Below are 17,059 nucleotides of genomic sequence, written 5' to 3' on the forward strand. Positions count from 1 at the left end.
TCTAGTTTTCTAAATTATTTAAACACTTGATCTGTAACTGACTTTTAATATCAGCTGCTGTTAATTTAGTTCTACTTACTTTAATCACTTTCTCTACTCCCGCATCTAAGTGAAAGTAGTTATCAGAGAAATGTGCAATTACATTTCCATCTAAAGTGAGAGCTACACTTTCAGCAAAAACATCTGATGATAACTTAATCGTTACCTCTCCATTAATATCTTCTACTGATGATATAATGCTTGCTTTTGGTAATTGTTGATTTTTTGGCTTCACAAAGAAAGCATAATTAAGTGCTTTTACTTCTTTGTTTTCACCTACGGATTTCAACAATAAATAATGAGTTTTCTTATCATTCGAAGAGAATTTCTTCCCAAAGAAATCTTTCAACGATTGATGAACAATCTCAGTACTTGAATTCTTTTTAACAGAAAATTCTACTGATTTCGAAGAGATTAACCCTTGTTCGAAATCCCTTAACTCTACAATTAATTTAGAAGTATCTCCTTTCCAATGATCATTGACAAAATCAACTTTCAATGAATCGTTCTCAACATCTGTAACAATAATTTGTGGCTCAAAAGATCGCTTTACAGTATAATGTAGAGCCTTCCACTCTCCATAATAATCTATTGACGACCATGAAGCAGCTGGCCAACAATCATCTAATTGCCAGTACAATGTACCCATACAATATGGCATATTACTTCTGTGAGCTTCAAAGCCCTGACGCATACCGTCTGCTTGTAGTAACTGCCCTACATAAACAAAGTCTTCAAAGTTTTCTGGTACTTTAAAGTCACGTTCCATATATACTTTAATCAAGCCGTTACCAGTGTAACTTTTTTGATGGGTATTCATCACTTCTGTTTCTAACCCCCAGTCTTCTTCTACAGTAAATTTCTTAATTGATTCAAAAGATGGGAATGATTGGAACCCATATTCACTCATAAATCGAGGAACATATTCTTTAAAGCTTTCGAAAGGATATTTACCATGCCACACCCCCCAGAAGTGATTGTCTCCAATAGAAAAATCTTCTATTTTACCCCAATTTGATATTGGAGATGAAGGATAATAGAATCGGCCTTTATCTAATGAGTTCACCATTTTAGGAAGTAATTCATCAAATAACTTTTTATAATCCTCTTGTAATTTATCTTGAACGTCTTGACTCCATTTGTAACTATCTTGCCAACCCCAATTATCCCAGGCAACACCAACTTCATTATTACCACACCATAATGCTAAGGAAGGTCTATTTCTTAATCTTTTGATATTGTATGAAGCTTCTTCTTTAACCTTACGAAGGAAATCTTTATCTCCTGGGTACATTGTACATGCAAACATAAAGTCCTGCCATACCAATAATCCCTTTTCATCACATTGGTCGTAGAAATAGTCACTTTCATAAATACCTCCACCCCAAATACGCACCATATTCATATGTGCTTGGGTCATGCTTTCAATCATCCAATCATAACGATCCTTTGTAACAGAAGGTAAAAAGCTATCCTGTGGGATATAATTTACCCCTTTCATAAACACTGGCTCGCCATTAACTTTCACATAGAAACTTTCCCCTAGGCTATCTGGTTCATTGATTAACTCTACAGTTCTAAATCCAATTTTATTCGATTTTTCATCTACTAACTGTCCTTCCACCATTACTTGAGCTGTAATGTTATAACGGCGTTGTTCACCTAAGCCATTCGGCCACCATTTTTCTGGATTTGATACTTCTGCATCTAAGTAAACTTTATTGATCCCTTTTGATAATTGGATTGATCTAGCTTCTCCCGAAAATGTTGTTTCCTCTGATGACAATCTAACTTTAGCTTCAGTATCTACTTCTGAATACACCTCGATACTTGCAGATAAAGTTGCTTTTTCGTCTGTTAATGATTGCTGAACGATATGAACATCATTAATTTTTGCATTGTTCCATACCACCAAATTGATGTCTCTCCAAATACCTGACGTCACAAACCTTGGACCCCAATCCCAACCAAATGAATAGGGAGCTTTACGTGAATAAATACTGAACTTTTCTGCTCTTGCATCATTATCTGCTGGGTATTCAAAACCTGCCTCATCGCGTAAGGGTTTTGTAACTTTGATAGGAGAATGAAAATACACTTCAAGTATATTCCCTTTTTGTTTAAGTAAACGAGTTACTTCTTTTTCATACCCCACAAACATATTGTCTGAAGAAAGAATTTTTTCTCCATTTAATGTTACATCTGCATAAGTATCTAAGCCATCAAACTTTAATGAAAATTGTTGTTTATCTAGGTTTACAGGAAGGTCGAACTTGGTCTTGTATACCCAATCTTCTTCCTCAATCCATTGTAAATCTTTTTCATTTTGTCTGTAAAAAGGATCTTCAATAAGTTTGTTTGCCAATAAATCAGTATGTACCACACCAGGTACTGTAGCTTTATACCACTTACTTTTGGAAGCTTGTTTAAATTCCCAATTTTCTTGAATGGGGTATTGTTGTTTAGTGGTTGTGTTTCTTTCCCAGTTCTCAGTACAACTGAACAATCCAAGGAATACAACTAGTGATAGATAGTAAGTCTTTATGTTCATGATTTTTGATAGAAAACTGCCCATAACATATTGTCATGGGCATATTTATATTACTCTAGCTCACCAAACAAATAAGTAGAAACAAACCAGAAGTTTTGTTCATCTTCTTTAAGTTTCTGTGCTGTTGGCATATTCACTGTAATTTCATGTTCACCAGTAATCTTTTCCATAGGGAAAATCATTGGTGGAACGTCAGAACCAGGACACCAATTTGATCTTGAAAGATCTGATGAAGCTTCAGGCTCTTCAATTTTTTTAGTCTTATATTTTTTAGCTTCCCAATCGATGTAATCTACATTTCTAGTTTTTAACCAAACACCAGATGTTGGATTAAATCTTCTAAAAGAAGCACAATCTGTTCTCCAAGGAGTAAACTTAAATAATTCCTCCCCATCTAACTTTATTATATTCTCCGTCGGTACGAACTCATCTCCACCACTATGGCCTCCATGACCTGTAGTAATGTAACCTAAGTTTACAGATTTTGCGTTTTGAGGAATGCTCACTTTAGCTCCAATATCTGCTCTTTGGAATTTATCACAACCTCTTTGAGGTGGAATATATCTCACAGAGTTCAATACCGGTGCGATCCAGCGTTTTTTTGCTGGTTCATAGGCATTCTCTGATTCATCAAATCTTAATTTCACATCAACATTATAACCTTCTTTTGTCCAAGTATCGATATGAACACCAACATATACTTCACCTTCTAACAATGGCAAAAGATGTGTAATATCTTGCTTCCATTTTGCTTTCTTGGCCCAACCATCAATGTATACAGGCATTCTATTAGGGTACTTCACTGTATCTTCAGAATAGAAACCTACTCCAAAAGGTGTCATGAAACGCATCAGTTCAACTGCGGGTTGATATTCACCCTCTGCCACCATACCTGGGAAGTTATCTGTCTTTTCTGCATCTTCAGAATGCTGTAATGTAAATTGACCTTGAACAACACTCAACATATTTACACCATTCACTGGCATTACAAAAACAGACCCGGCCTTATCCCAGCGGTCTCCTGCAGATGTTTCCTCAACGATAATACTCACCTTCGTTTCTCTCTCAAATTTGGGAATGCTTATTTTACGGAGCATAATTCTCCCAGATTCGATATAAAAAGGTTGAGTATCGCTTACATTAATACCATCTTTTGTAAGGTTAGGATCAAAATACAGATGTTCGTTGTCAAATACATGATAAGTCTTATCGCCGATACTTGCGATTTCTTTTGGTCCACACCCGATCACTAAGATGGCCAAAATTAAAGAGGAAATAATGTTGTTTTTCATGATCATTCGTACGATGTTTTTTTGCTAATTGTATAATAAAATCAGGCAGGTAATTGACTCTTTAATGCTACAACGGTATCCATGGAAGTAACACTCCTTTGATACTCAGCATCAAGGTTTTCCTTGCTCATTGCTACTTTGTCGTTTTTAAACTGCATCAAACTATTTATAGTCATGGATGCACTTGAATGCACTGCATGTACATTCGACTTTTCTATTATTTCTTTGACATTGGAAGGTAAAACACCACTCCCTGCCATTATTTCAATTCTTCCATTAGATTGATCAACCAATGTTTTTAAAGTACTCACTCCTTCAAGTGCTGTCATTTTTTGTCCGGATGTTAGTACTCTATCTACACCTAATGCAATCAAATCTTCTAAAGCCTCTTTTGTGTCTCTTGCCATATCAAAAGCTCTATGAAAAGTTACTCCCATAGGTTTTGCTGCTTCAACTAAGGGTCTACACCTATCAACATCAATTCTTCCTTCTGCAGTAAGTGCTCCAATCACTACACCGTCCATACCTAGCTTCTTTGCCATTCTCACATCTTCAAGCATTTCTTCAAATTCTAAATCTGTGAAAAGGAAGTCACCACCTCTTGGTCGTATAATGGGAAAGATATCAATAGTCACTTTTTTTCTAGCCGTAATCATGCAGCCTTTGCTTGGAGTTGTCCCTCCTTCAAGTCTTCCTCCACAAAGTTCTACACGATCTGCTCCACCCTTTTCAGCGGCTATAGCAGAGTCTACCGTATAAGCACAAATTTCTAAAGTCGTTTTCATAATTGGTTGGGCAGGACTACTCCTGCCCTTCTTTTTTCATCCTCGTTTTACTAGATATTAATAGCAATGTTTGATGGTGGAGGTGTATTTATTCCTAAAGATTTATTTGGAGTTTCTGACATTTCAAAAACTAATTGCCCACCATTCATTATCTCTTCGTGTGTGATATATAATCTATCCAATTTTTCACCATTCAATGTGATCGATTGGATGTATTTATTCTTCTCTGAAACGTTATTTGCAGTTACAGTAAATGATTTACCATTTGATGTGTTTATGGTTGACTCTTCAAAAATTGGAGAACCAACTACGTATAATCCTTGAGCTGGATTTACTGGGTAAAAACCAAGTGCACTAAATACATACCAAGCTGAAATCTGTCCACAATCTTCGTTTCCTGCAATACCCTCTGGTGTATTATCGTATTGGGTATCCATAATTTCTCTTACTTTCTCCTGAGTTTTCCAAGGCTCACCGGCATAATTATATAAATACGCTATATGGTGTGATGGCTCGTTACCATGAGCATATTGACCGATTAAACCAGTAATATCAGGAGATACATTCGCACCTGTCAATTCAGATGATGCAGTAAACAACTCATCTAATTTTTTAAGGAAAGCCTCTTTAGAAGGATACAAATCAATTAACCCTTGAACATCCTGTAATACAAACCAAGAATGTTGATAAGCATTTCCCTCCGTATAATCTGTATTTTCTCTATGATTTGCCTCAGCAGGATCAAACGGTAATCTATATTTACCTTTTGTAGATAACCCTCTCATAAATTCCGTTTCTTTATCGAACAATGGTTTGTAAGCTTCAGAACGCTTCATGTATTTCATATAGGTTTTCTCATCACCTACTTTTTTAGCTACTTGTGCGATACACCAATCATCATAAGCATATTCTAATGTCTTAGTCACGGATTCATTTCCTTTATCAGAAGGGATAAAACCATATTTTTTATACGCTTGAAGATCTCTTTCATCCTGCATAGAAGTTTTCACCATCGCTTCTAATACTCTATTCGGATCAACACCTTTGATGTTTTTCAAAACAGCATCTGCTAACACAGGCATAGCATGATATCCAGTCATACAATTTGTTTCATTACCTGCTAAAGCCCATACAGGTAATAAACCTGTTTCGTCAAAATGAGCTAACATTGAATTAATGAAATCAGCATTTCTTTTTTCTGATTCTACAATCGTTGCCAATGGATGAACCGCTCTAAAAGTATCCCATAATGAGAATGTACTGTAATAAGTAAACCCGTCCGCATGATGTAATTTATGGTCTGCTCCTTTATATTCACCCATAGCATCTGAGTGAGTCACAGGAGCAATTTTAGTATGATATAAAGCAGTATAGAAGATCTCTCTTTCCTTCTTATTCTTGGTTGTTACCTTAATTTGACTTAATGCATTTTCCCAAATATCTGACGCGGCTCTCACTTTTTGATCAAAATCGTAAGCTTTTGCTTCTTGATTGATTGCTGCTGCTGCTCCTTCTAAAGATGCTGAAGAAATACCCACAGCTGCATTCACTTGTTGTTGATTATCAACTTTATCAAAAATTATTTGAGCTACTAAACGTTCTCCTCTTTTTTGAACTTCAATATTTTTGATTCTTGAAGAAAACTTCATCTCAAAATACACTCTCTGATCTTCTGCCCATCCACTTGAAAGACGGTAACCTTTAATTGTATTTTCGTTTTTCTTTTCTAATGCTGATTTCTGAACTCCATCCCAATTGACCGCAAAACCTAAGTTAATTACAACTGACGGTTCTTTAATGCTTTCTGGATAAGTCCAACGATGAAAACCTGTATGTAAGCCTGTTGTTACTTCTGCTTGTATACCACTATTTTGTAATAGCACTGAATAATAACCCGGCTTGGCAGTTTCTTGATCGTGAGAATATTTTTCTGTGTATCCTAATTGGTTTCTATCTTGGATATTGGCGTCTAATCTATATTTCTTATCTGTTGGTAAAATCAAGATATCATTAAGGTCTCCTATTCCTGTTCCGCTTAAGTGTTGATGACCAAAACCAACAATTAATGAATCGGAAATATGGTATCCTGATACCCAATCCCATCCACTTACCCCATTTACAGGACTACATTGTACTCCCCCATATGGTAAAGTGGCACCAGGAAATGTATGACCATGTTCTCCCGTACCTATAAATGGATCAACATAATCCACTAAACGTTCGGTATTTTTAGTCTCATTTATGGTTTGAGAAGTTTTTGTACACGCTATATTCACAATACCAGCGGCCAGTATTAGTGACATTCTTTTTAAGTAGTAATTGATAGACACTGTGTTAATAATTTTAGATCGTTGTTAATACACTAGTTAAGTGTTTTTTCTACAGCAAAAATAAGAAATATCAGTCATTATCACGCATTAAAACACGCACAAACATGCACATCAAGTCATAACTTTTGTAAATACAGTGAAAAATCAAATAATTCTTCTTTCAAACCGAGTGAAAACAGTATAATCTAATTGAAAAAGAAAAAGCGTAAAGACTCAATTACAAGACTTTACGCTTTCAATACTTTTTTATTAATTACTTTGGTTACTATACCACTGTTTAATTGCAATAAAATTGGTCGATTCTCCTACTCCACCTCTTTGTCTCTGCATTGCCTCATTAGCATTTGCAGCATTAACATTTAGCTCTCTGTTTGGATAAGGAAATCTACTTGGTCTAACCCAATTGGTTACGCCACCTCTATGCAATGGTACTTCTTGTATTCCATCTTGTACTACTGATGGGTCTACAAGTGGGTCTGATGGGTATTTAGGCAAATCATAATCTCTATCAGCTTCAGGAATCACATAGTCTACAATCGATGGTAAATGTGTTCTATTCCATAGAGCAAATGAGTTATAACCATCACCAAGTAATGAAATCCATTGCTCATAAACCACCACATCTCTTCTTGCATCATTATCTACTGCTGCATTATATCTTGCAACTGCAGCGGTCACATAATCTGTTACGGCTGCTGTGTGGTCATAATTTGTATCTGTTTGTCTTTTATACAATTCAACAAACATTGATTCATAATCTGCCCCTGGAAAATCCAGAGAATTATATTTTGACATTGCGAATTCAACAGCTCTTTGGAATGCACTTGCATCTGCTACTCCATAAGAAGGAATTGTTGATGCTTCAGCGATCATAAACTGAACTTCATCTGCACCAATAACAATACTTGGAGATAATTGATTAAAAGTGGCAGGATTCAATCCAGCAAGGGTAATAAACTGCCCATCATTATTAAATTGATAAGGATCCTCATCAGGGGCATCCTCAGCTAAATTTTGGTTCACCCAGTAAGCAGCTTGCTGAGCTCCATTTTTTTCAACATTAAAGAAAACTCCTCTATTTCCATCTCCATTATCTCCAAGACGAACACCTCGATAATGTGCTTTTACAAAAGTACCTTCATCTCCTGCTTTTAAGAAGGGGTTAAAGTTTGTGTATTGAGTTGTATCAGACATTGCTTTGCTAATACCTCCTGTATAGTCCAAATGAGAAACAACTCTAAACATTCTTGGATCTAGATTGTCTTGCATTGATTTTAAAGCCAACTCTGATAAATAGGTATATGAAAAACCACCTACTTGACCTTCAACAGCTATTCCGGTACCATTAACATGCTCACCCCAAGGTCCACCATCAGAAACGTGTCTAACATATACCGCCTCGGACCAATTAGAAATATATCCACCACTATGGCTATAACCATCATTAAAAACAGTTGCTCCAGTTGATGGATCAGCTTCAGACATCATCAAGCCAATCTTCATTAATAATGAGTTGGCAAGTTTCACATATTTCGATGGGCCGCTGATTCCTGCATCATAAAGATCGTATGTGATAATATCTCCTGTACTTGCATTACTTAATACATCTCTGGCAGATTGTAAATCTGAAACCATTGCTTTTAAAGCATCTTCCTGTGCATCATATTTTGGATAATAAACAAACTCTGAAAAACCTTTACCTGCTTCAGAATAGGGTATATCTCCATAAATTTGTGTGGCTCTTAATAAGTTTACCACTTTTATGATTGTAAATTGTGCTACTTGCGCCGTTTTACCCTCGTTAGTTAATCGATCCACAGCATCTGTTATATTTCTAGTTACATCTCCATAGATTAAATCAAAAGTTGGTGATGTATGACTATCATCAATAGCAAAACCCTGACCTGTAGTATATAGACAAGCTGTATTTTGAGCTATTGGTCCTGATGTAATAATATTTCCCCTCCATGCTTCGGCTCCATTAGAGAACATCTTTAATTGAGAGAAAGTCATTAGGTGTTGTACATCGAGGTTATTTGAAGTCCAAGGATTGGTGTTCATCTCCTCAAACTTTTCGGTACATCCTATCAAAGAAAGAGTAGCGACAGCAGTACCTAATATATATCTTTTTAAGTTCATTTTAATCAAATTTGAGATTAGAAGTTAGCACTTAATTTCACTCCATAAGTTCTTGGAATTGTAAGGTTTGACACCTCAATACCCTGTCCATTTCTTGATGTAAATGAGCTTTCAGGGTCAATATTATCTGTATTTTTCCACAGATAAACCAAGTTAAACGCATGTCCTGTAATAGAAAGGTTTCGAATAGGAGTGTTACCGATAAGATTATCAGAGAATTTATAAGTAAGAGTAATCTCTCTTAGTTTAATAAATGATGCATCATAAATAAAGAACTCGCTAATTCCTGCAATTGATGGATAATAAAGTTCAGGATCTACTGAATTTGTATAAGGTGTAGAAGTACCTTGATCATCAACATTTACTAGATTACCTGGATTCCAACCTGCTCCACTATAATAATCATCTCTTCCTGTTAGAGTTTCTTCATGCTTACCTAATGAATACATTGAAGCTTCAGTGTTAGAGTAAATATCACCACCGAATTTACCATCAATTAGGAAAGAGAAAGATAGATTTTTATAATTTAAAGTATTTCTCCAACCTGCCATCCAAGGTTGAACTCCATTACCAATAATATGATTACCATCTTGCTTTTGGACTCTTCCGGCATCATCAACTACTAAATTACCATCAGCATCTCGTAGGGCTTTAGAACCTACAATAGCACCATATGGCTGCCCTGGAATTGCCTGTACTGATACTCCCCCAATACTAATCAATTGGAAGAAATCAACACCTTCTGTCAAAGAGACTACTTCATTTTGATTGTAAGCAGCGTTAATATTCATCTCCCAAGAGAAGTCATCCTTTTGAATTGGTGTATAGTTGAACATAAACTCCCAACCACTATTATCAATCTGACCCGCATTAATAATTGCTCGTTCATAACCAGAACCTTTAGAGATATCAACCCCTAGAATCTGATCCACTGCAGATGATTTATAGTATGCTACATCAAAACCAAAACGGTCTTCAAAAAATCTTAGGTCTAAACCTATTTCATACGATGTTTGTATTGATGGCTTCAATGTTCTATTTGGAATATTATTCCCCTCTACTCTACCTATATTAATTCCATTATGGTTCCAGTTATCCAATGAATACTGAAGTGCCAAGCTATACGGATCAGTATCAGACCCAACTTGCGCCCATGATGCTCTTAGTTTACCAAATGACATCCAATCTGGAGTATCCCAGTCCATATCTGAGAAAATCCAAGAAGCACTTACTGATGGATAGAAAAATGAATTATTATTGATAGGAAGTGTAGATGACCAGTCATTTCTAGCAGAGACATCTAGGAATAAATAACCTTTGTAACCAATAGATGCTGTACCATAGATGGAAGCGATTGCTCTTTCATATGTCGAATAATCTGAAAACAGTTGAGAACCTGCTTTTGGATTTTGGAAATCAACAGAGTTAAAGTTTGATGAACCTACATCTGAATATTGTCTTATATCATGCATGTATGATCCTCCAAAATTGGCTGTAATATCAAAATTATTGACTTGCTTATTGAACATCAATAAGAAATCTGAATTGTTCTCCATTGAAAGGTTTGTTCTCTGAAATGCTCTACCTTGTTCGTAGAAAGGTGTATACAATGGCTGTAAAACATCTTGACGTAAAGCATTGTAATCAACCCCTGTTCTAGCTAATAGCTTTAGATAATCCGTGAACTCGAAAGTTAAGCTCACCATACCCGTCACTCTATTCAACTCATCTTGATTGACTACCTCATTCATAGTCCAATAAGGGTTGGTCTCTTTATCGTTGTAACCTTTTGGTCTTCCATCTACCGTTTTATAATCTTTCAACCAATTATGATCAATCGTAGTAGGCAAGGCCACCATCATTCCCATATAGTTGTTCACAGAATTACCCATTTCCATTCTGTTGAATGCTTTCTGGTTGACATAGGTAATTTTTGAGTCTAATGATAAAATCTTTAATAATTTAGTAGAACCTCTTAGGTTAAACGTATTTCTTTTGTACGTTGAGTTATCCACCATCCCTTTATTATCCATATTGGAATACGAAAAACGGATGTTTGAATTTTCATTGGCCCTATATATACCGACATTGGTATTCCAAGTCACACCAGTTTTAAAGAAATCTCTATAATTATCAAAAGCCGAAACTACTCTTTCTACCCCATCATAATAAGCTGAAGAACGCTGTCCTGTGATTTTAGGACCCCACATTGAAGTTTGAGCTTTAGGGTTAGTAGGCTCGTTACCTAATGTACCCATCGCATATTGTTTTTGATCTTTTGGTGTGATACCCACCATATCAAAAGTAACACCTGTATTAAAATCTAAACCTGCTCGGTCACTTCCTTTACCGGATTTTGTAGTAATAAGTACTACACCATTGATCGCTCTCGATCCGTAAAGTGCTGTGGCTGAACCTCCTTTCAACACTGACATTGATTCGATGTCTTCAGGATTTATCGATGAAAGTCCATCACCAGTATTTACATCTCCATTGTCTGCACTATCACCACCATCTTTTAATGTTTCATTGGATATCGGTACACCATCAACAACATATAAAGGTTGGTTATTCCCGCTCAAGACTGCATTACCACGGATGACCACCCTAGAGGATGTCCCCGCTCCAGATACTGGAGCAACCTGTACACCGGCTACTTTTCCAGAAAGAGAGTTCATTACATTTGAAGTAGATCCAGCATCACCTAATTGTTCAGAATCAACTTCTGACATGGCATATCCTAATGATCTTTCCGATCGTTCGATACCTAATGCCGTCACAACAACCTCTTCTAATTCTTCAGCATCAACATCTAATTTTACTGAAATATTGGTAGAGTTTGTGACATCCACTTCTTTAGAAGCATATCCAATAAATGAGAAAACCAACGCATTTTGTCCGTCTTCTAAATTAATATTGAAATTACCATCTAAATCTGTAACTGTACCTGAAGAAGTTCCTTTAATTAGTACATTCACTCCTGGAAGAGGAGCATCGTCTGTAGCATCTTTCACAGTACCCGATACTGTTCGGCCCTGTGCATAAATGTTATTAAGCATTAGAAAGAGAGCACTTAATAACAAGAGTAAGTGTTTTTTCATGATGTAGAAAAATGAATAGTTTTTGGATTTTGAAAAACTTTTTAACCCAGATAAGAACAACAATTAATATTGTATGACTCAAATGGTTATTGGCATCCTCAAATCAATGGTTATTACCAGTTCCAACAAAAGAGATAGTAAAGTTTATTTAATAGACAGAGGAACCAACTGAATGACGAGAAAGATCTATAGTTTCATTTTTGAGTTTTCACCTAGTTACAGGCTTTTATTCTTAAAATGGCTTTATTTAATATAATATCAATACCTATTCAAATAGGTGTAAGTGAAATAAATTATATGTTATACGATAATAATTTTTGGGTTAGATAATTTAATTTGGTAACTAATATAGCCTTTTTTCTTAAATAATTTCCATTCCTAAGTCCTTAAATGGTTTTAATATTGGTTCGTTGGTATCTAATTCTGTAATAAGTACATTTACTTTATCTACAGAAACACATAAAAATGGTTGTGCAGTGTTTAATTTATCAGAAGTAGCCACTGAAACTACTTTGTTTGCCGCCTTGCTCATTGCATTTTTCACTTCCACCTCTTCTCTATCGATATCCGTAATTCCTCTTGAAGTATCTAAACTACGGGTACCTAAAAAGCACACATCTGCTTTAATTTCTTTCAACTCATTCATCACAGAATAGCCTACAGTAACTAATGCGTTTGGTAAGATTTTACCACCTAAGAAATAGACATCAACAAATCGGTGCCCTACCAATGAGGATGCAATAGGAAGACAATTGGTGATAATGGTTCCTTTAAAATCTTTCGGTAATTTTTTTACTAACTCTAGGTTAGTCGTACCGCCATCAATAAGAATCACAAAATCATCGTTAAGCATTGAGATTGCTTTTTCAGCAATGATTTCCTTTTTTGCTTTACTGTACACCTCACGGTCCTCATAGCTAAAAGGAATATAAGAAGAAACCTCAGAATGTTCTTCCAAGTTAATTTCATTTTGATGCTTCACAGCACCACCATGAACTCTACGAATTGAGCCAAGATCTGATAATTCTCTCAAATCTCTACGAACAGTATCCTCAGAAACATTTAAACGTTGACTAAGCTCAGATGAAAGTACTTTGTTATTCTTTCTGATCTCTGCCAAGATATATTGATGTCTCTCTTCTTTTAACATAATGATTTAAAATTAATATGTGATATGTTCTATGCTCTTTAACAAACATACACGAACACGCACAAACACGCAAAAATTCAATATCTAAATTTACGAACAAATGCTAACGATTGAAACATTTATTATTTTCTTTATATTTCCTTAGATATGTCCAACAAAAAAGCCTTAAACGATATTTCATTTAAGGCTTTTTGCTGAAGTCTATGAGAGTTTATGCAGATGCATGCACATTTTCCTCCAAATATGTTTTCACCTGTTCCATTAGCCACATTGGTGTAGAAGTTGCTCCAGAGATACCTACATTATCCTCAGGATTGATCCATGATAAGTCGATTTCATCTTCGTTTTCTACAAAGTAGCTTCTTGGGTTGTGTTTTAGACAAACGTTATACAATGCTCTACCATTTGAAGATTTTTTACCACTAACAAAAATGATCACATCATTCTCTCCAGAGAACTTAACCATCTGCGGTTCTCTGTTGGATACTTGTCTACAAATACTATCGTTCGCATTGAACTCGTCTTTATGTTTCTCTTCCCCTTGAGCTGCATCAATTCTTTTTTCAATTTCAGCCTTCAGTTCATAAAAACCTTTCGTACTTTTTGTTGTCTGAGAAAATAGAGTTACGGGTTTATTAAAGTCCACTTTCTCTAAATCCTCAATTGAAGATACAATAATACAATTATCACCTGTTTGACCTGTCAAACCAATCACCTCAGCATGACCTGGCTTTCCATAGATTACTAACTGCCCTTCTTGTTCTTCTGATTTATCATAAGCATTCTTTACTCTGTTCTGTAGTTTTAAAACAACAGGGCAAGATGCATCAATTAATTCGATATTATTTTCAATAGCGATTCTATACGTTTCTGGTGGCTCGCCATGAGCTCTGATTAAGACTTTACAATCACGTAAATCTTTAAGATCTTCTTTATCGATAACAATCAGACCTTTTTCTCTTAACCTTTTTACTTCCATGCTATTATGAACGATATCACCCAAACAATATAACTTGCCTGACTCGTCCATCTCCTCTTCTGCCATTTGAATAGCAAACTCAACCCCAAAGCAATATCCAGATTTCTGATCGATTGTAACTTCCATTATTTTTTAGTGCGTTTGGTATTTTTAATACAATACAAAAGTACATTTTATTATGAAAATGTAGCAACAGTATATACTACAACATTTGCCTATATATAATTGTTATATCTCTTTTTTAGCAAATTGGTCTATTTTCTTAAGATCCCCCCTATTTACCTCTTTTAATTCATAAGAATTAGGAGCCAAAACATGTACTAAATATTCCATTGCTTTTTCTGGAAATGCCGTATCACCACAGGTATAAAAATCTACAGACACAAAATTATGTTCTGGCCATGTATGTACAGCAAAATGACTTTCCTGAATTACAACAACTCCTGAAACACCATGAGGGGAAAAATGATGAAAAACAGATTGTACAATGGTAGTATTAGCCGTAATCGCTGCCGCCTCCATAATCTCCTTCATTTTCTGAGGATCATTTAAAGCATCATGGTCACATGAATACAATTCACCTAAAAGTTGTTTCCCTAGAAAAATTTCCTCTCCTTTATAAAAACTCATATAACAATAAACAAAAATTGTCTGTATGTTCAGATATCTTCTACTTTTATTTGTCTTCGGGATTTTTAGCTGTTCTACCTCATCAAGTTCTGAGATCAATTTAGTTAAAACAGAAACCCTCCAAGCTCCAACTTTAAACAAAAGCATCGATAATATTATACACGCTATAGTTGATAAAAAGTTGGCACAAAGCAAATATCTTAAAGAGATTCAACCTTGGCCTGACTCTTCGTTTGTAGAATTAGACCGATTGGACAGCCTTTTTGTACTTGATATTCGATATGCAACAACTAATAACTTCACTAAAACAGTATTGTATGATTGCCCAAAAGCAATGCTTCGTAAAGTGGTCGCCTTACAATTAGTAAAGGTACAACAAGAACTCATTAAAAAAGGTTATAGAATTAAATTATTTGATTGCTACCGACCTTTATCTGTACAATGGAAAATGTGGAAAGTATATCCAGATAGAAGATATGTAGCAGACCCAAGAATTGGATCATGGCACAACAGAGGTCTTGCTGTTGACTTAACGCTTTGTGATCTTGATGGCAACCAAATCGAAATGGGTACACCCTACGATTACTTTGGCAAGGAAGCGTGGCCTGCTTACGAAAATTTATCTAAAGATGTATTACATCACAGAAAATTATTAGCTAAAACTATGTGGAAGTATGGATTTGGCCCTACAAGTACTGAATGGTGGCATTATTCTTACCAATCCGTTCGTTTTGGTGTCTCTAATTTTCCTTTTAGCTGTCAAAAAAATTAAATTTCACTTAAAAAATTACTGTAAGATACTTATTAACAAAGTTTTACCCTATATTGAAATTATGATTTATGGACATCATTGATGGCCTTGAATTACAAATCCATTTAATCGAAATTTTAATATGTTTATTCTAGTAACGTAACTGATTTGTATTAATCTAAGTGATGGATTTAACGTCCTAAATGAATAGTTTTCTTACAACCCATGCTTTCAACATGATAATATTTAAAAATGACGCGGCCGTTGTACAATGGGACATTGCGACTGACAGCATTGTTTGCCATTGGAAAAACCAGTTAAACAGTCAACCAATTCAAGAAGTTGTACAAGCAATTATTGAATTACAAGAAGCCAACGGTATTTCATTTTATATTTCAGACCGATCAGAACTAAATTTCTTATGGTCCGGTTATAATGAGTGGTATGCCTTTGATTTATTACAGTTTGACCTAAAAAAAGAGTTTCACACAACTTTAGTTTTAGATCCTAATAACCAATTAAATCAGAAGTTATTAAGATCTTGTGATGAAATTGCCTCATTACCATCTATGAATCATATTCAAACTTTCCGACAGAGGAAAAGCCTGGATATGTTCCTTGAACAACAACATTTAAATAAGATCTAAAACAAAAAAGCCATGTAACAATTTTGCTACATGGCTTTTTTATCTATTAGGACTAGTGATTAGTTCGCTTTACCTAACATTTTATTTTTAAGCTTCTTATCTGCTGGCTTATTTCCTAACCAAATACCGAATAAAACTTTTTGGAATTCTTCGTTCTTGATTGTCGTTAACTCTTTGCCATTTTTGTAAGCTTTTAGAATAGTTCCTTTGTCTACAAATTGGAATTTATCACCTACTTCTACTTCATCTGAAAATACTGCGATAAAACTATCGATTTCTGATTGTAATGAAGAAGTATCTCCATTCATTGAGTTTTTGAATCCTTCTTTGATTGTCTCTTCCATTTTCTCTTTAGAAATTAGGCTAGAGATAATGTCCAATTGGATCATCTTATTGTCAGTGTTATAAAGCACTTCGTTAGCATCTGTCGATTTCTTCGGTAAGTATAAACTACCTACATATAATGAAAGGAAATACTTAGAACGTACCCCTGCTCCATTAAGGTCAAGAGATAAACCATTGATCTCAACTTTGTTTTCTAGAGTTACGTCTGAAACCGTAGTAGTTTGTGCGTTTACTGAAATGATTGAGGCAATCATTACTATGATAGTATATAGTACTTTCTTCATGCTTATATTTAGTAAATAAAATAAATAGGAGTTGTA

General features: G+C 35.1%; 12 protein-coding genes. 2 read left to right on the top strand and 10 right to left on the bottom strand.

The window, feature by feature from the left end:
• Window position 1 precedes the first annotated feature (1 nt).
• The 9 genes from HGP29_RS23365 to speD all read right to left on the bottom strand — a co-directional run bounded on the left by HGP29_RS23365 (window position 2) and on the right by speD (window position 14,996).
• On the bottom strand, window positions 2-2,590 hold the full coding sequence (locus HGP29_RS23365; protein ID WP_168884875.1) for a beta-mannosidase: 2,589 nt from the start codon (window positions 2,588-2,590) through the stop codon (window positions 2-4).
• Between the two features lie 50 nt (window positions 2,591-2,640).
• A complete protein-coding gene (locus tag HGP29_RS23370) occupies window positions 2,641-3,882 on the bottom strand; it encodes a PNGase F N-terminal domain-containing protein (protein ID WP_168884876.1) in 1,242 nt (413 codons plus the stop codon).
• Window positions 3,883-3,923: 41 nt separating this feature from the next.
• Complete coding sequence (locus HGP29_RS23375; RefSeq protein WP_168884877.1) at window positions 3,924-4,667, bottom strand: copper homeostasis protein CutC; 744 nt, start codon at window positions 4,665-4,667, stop codon at window positions 3,924-3,926.
• Between the two features lie 50 nt (window positions 4,668-4,717).
• Window positions 4,718-6,970, bottom strand: a complete 2,253-nt coding sequence (locus HGP29_RS23380) for a GH92 family glycosyl hydrolase (RefSeq protein ID WP_168884878.1) — start codon at window positions 6,968-6,970, stop codon at window positions 4,718-4,720.
• Between the two features lie 276 nt (window positions 6,971-7,246).
• Window positions 7,247-9,136 carry a SusD/RagB family nutrient-binding outer membrane lipoprotein gene (locus HGP29_RS23385; RefSeq protein WP_168884879.1) on the bottom strand — a complete coding sequence of 630 codons (1,890 nt, stop codon included), beginning with the start codon at window positions 9,134-9,136 and terminating at the stop codon, window positions 7,247-7,249.
• Window positions 9,137-9,153: 17 nt separating this feature from the next.
• Window positions 9,154-12,237: a SusC/RagA family TonB-linked outer membrane protein gene (locus tag HGP29_RS23390; protein ID WP_168884880.1), complete on the bottom strand. Its 3,084-nt coding sequence runs from the start codon at window positions 12,235-12,237 to the stop codon at window positions 9,154-9,156.
• A gap of 361 nt (window positions 12,238-12,598) precedes the next feature.
• Complete coding sequence (locus HGP29_RS23395) at window positions 12,599-13,387, bottom strand: DeoR/GlpR family DNA-binding transcription regulator (protein ID WP_168884881.1); 789 nt, start codon at window positions 13,385-13,387, stop codon at window positions 12,599-12,601.
• A 211-nt stretch (window positions 13,388-13,598) separates the two neighbouring features.
• The gene (locus HGP29_RS23400; RefSeq protein ID WP_168884882.1) at window positions 13,599-14,492 is read right to left on the bottom strand and encodes a 4-hydroxy-3-methylbut-2-enyl diphosphate reductase; all 894 of its coding nucleotides are present in this window, start codon (window positions 14,490-14,492) and stop codon (window positions 13,599-13,601) included.
• A 102-nt stretch (window positions 14,493-14,594) separates the two neighbouring features.
• Window positions 14,595-14,996 (bottom strand): adenosylmethionine decarboxylase, encoded by a 402-nt coding sequence (gene speD / locus HGP29_RS23405; RefSeq protein WP_168884883.1) that lies wholly within the window; start codon window positions 14,994-14,996, stop codon window positions 14,595-14,597.
• 25 nt (window positions 14,997-15,021) lie between these two features.
• Between speD and HGP29_RS23410 the strand changes: the two genes are divergently transcribed.
• Together HGP29_RS23410 and HGP29_RS23415 are read left to right on the top strand one after the other, a co-directional pair.
• Entirely contained in the window at window positions 15,022-15,768 is a 747-nt protein-coding gene (locus HGP29_RS23410) for a M15 family metallopeptidase (protein WP_168884884.1), read from the top strand.
• 215 nt (window positions 15,769-15,983) lie between these two features.
• On the top strand, window positions 15,984-16,394 hold the full coding sequence (locus HGP29_RS23415) for a hypothetical protein (protein WP_168884885.1): 411 nt from the start codon (window positions 15,984-15,986) through the stop codon (window positions 16,392-16,394).
• Between the two features lie 59 nt (window positions 16,395-16,453).
• Here HGP29_RS23415 and HGP29_RS23420 read toward each other — a convergent pair whose 3' ends face one another.
• Window positions 16,454-17,023, bottom strand: a complete 570-nt coding sequence (locus HGP29_RS23420; RefSeq protein WP_168884886.1) for a chalcone isomerase family protein — start codon at window positions 17,021-17,023, stop codon at window positions 16,454-16,456.
• Window positions 17,024-17,059: the final 36 nt, after the last annotated feature.

The sequence above is a fragment of the Flammeovirga agarivorans genome (assembly GCF_012641475.1).
In the GTDB taxonomy this organism is placed as follows: Bacteria; Bacteroidota; Bacteroidia; order Cytophagales; family Flammeovirgaceae; genus Flammeovirga; species Flammeovirga agarivorans.

What these genes read in the sequence shown, in the direction of transcription:
- HGP29_RS23365 (WP_168884875.1), bottom strand. Translation starts at nt 2,590, where the DNA reads ATGAACATAAAGACTTACTATCTATCACTAGTTGTATTCCTTGGATTG.
- HGP29_RS23370 (WP_168884876.1), bottom strand. Translation starts at nt 3,882, where the DNA reads ATGAAAAACAACATTATTTCCTCTTTAATTTTGGCCATCTTAGTGATC.
- HGP29_RS23375 (WP_168884877.1), bottom strand. Translation starts at nt 4,667, where the DNA reads ATGAAAACGACTTTAGAAATTTGTGCTTATACGGTAGACTCTGCTATA.
- HGP29_RS23380 (WP_168884878.1), bottom strand. Translation starts at nt 6,970, where the DNA reads ATGTCACTAATACTGGCCGCTGGTATTGTGAATATAGCGTGTACAAAA.
- HGP29_RS23385 (WP_168884879.1), bottom strand. Translation starts at nt 9,136, where the DNA reads ATGAACTTAAAAAGATATATATTAGGTACTGCTGTCGCTACTCTTTCT.
- HGP29_RS23390 (WP_168884880.1), bottom strand. Translation starts at nt 12,237, where the DNA reads ATGAAAAAACACTTACTCTTGTTATTAAGTGCTCTCTTTCTAATGCTT.
- HGP29_RS23395 (WP_168884881.1), bottom strand. Translation starts at nt 13,387, where the DNA reads ATGTTAAAAGAAGAGAGACATCAATATATCTTGGCAGAGATCAGAAAG.
- HGP29_RS23400 (WP_168884882.1), bottom strand. Translation starts at nt 14,492, where the DNA reads ATGGAAGTTACAATCGATCAGAAATCTGGATATTGCTTTGGGGTTGAG.
- speD (WP_168884883.1), bottom strand. Translation starts at nt 14,996, where the DNA reads ATGAGTTTTTATAAAGGAGAGGAAATTTTTCTAGGGAAACAACTTTTA.
- HGP29_RS23410 (WP_168884884.1), top strand. Translation starts at nt 15,022, where the DNA reads ATGTTCAGATATCTTCTACTTTTATTTGTCTTCGGGATTTTTAGCTGT.
- HGP29_RS23415 (WP_168884885.1), top strand. Translation starts at nt 15,984, where the DNA reads ATGATAATATTTAAAAATGACGCGGCCGTTGTACAATGGGACATTGCG.
- HGP29_RS23420 (WP_168884886.1), bottom strand. Translation starts at nt 17,023, where the DNA reads ATGAAGAAAGTACTATATACTATCATAGTAATGATTGCCTCAATCATT.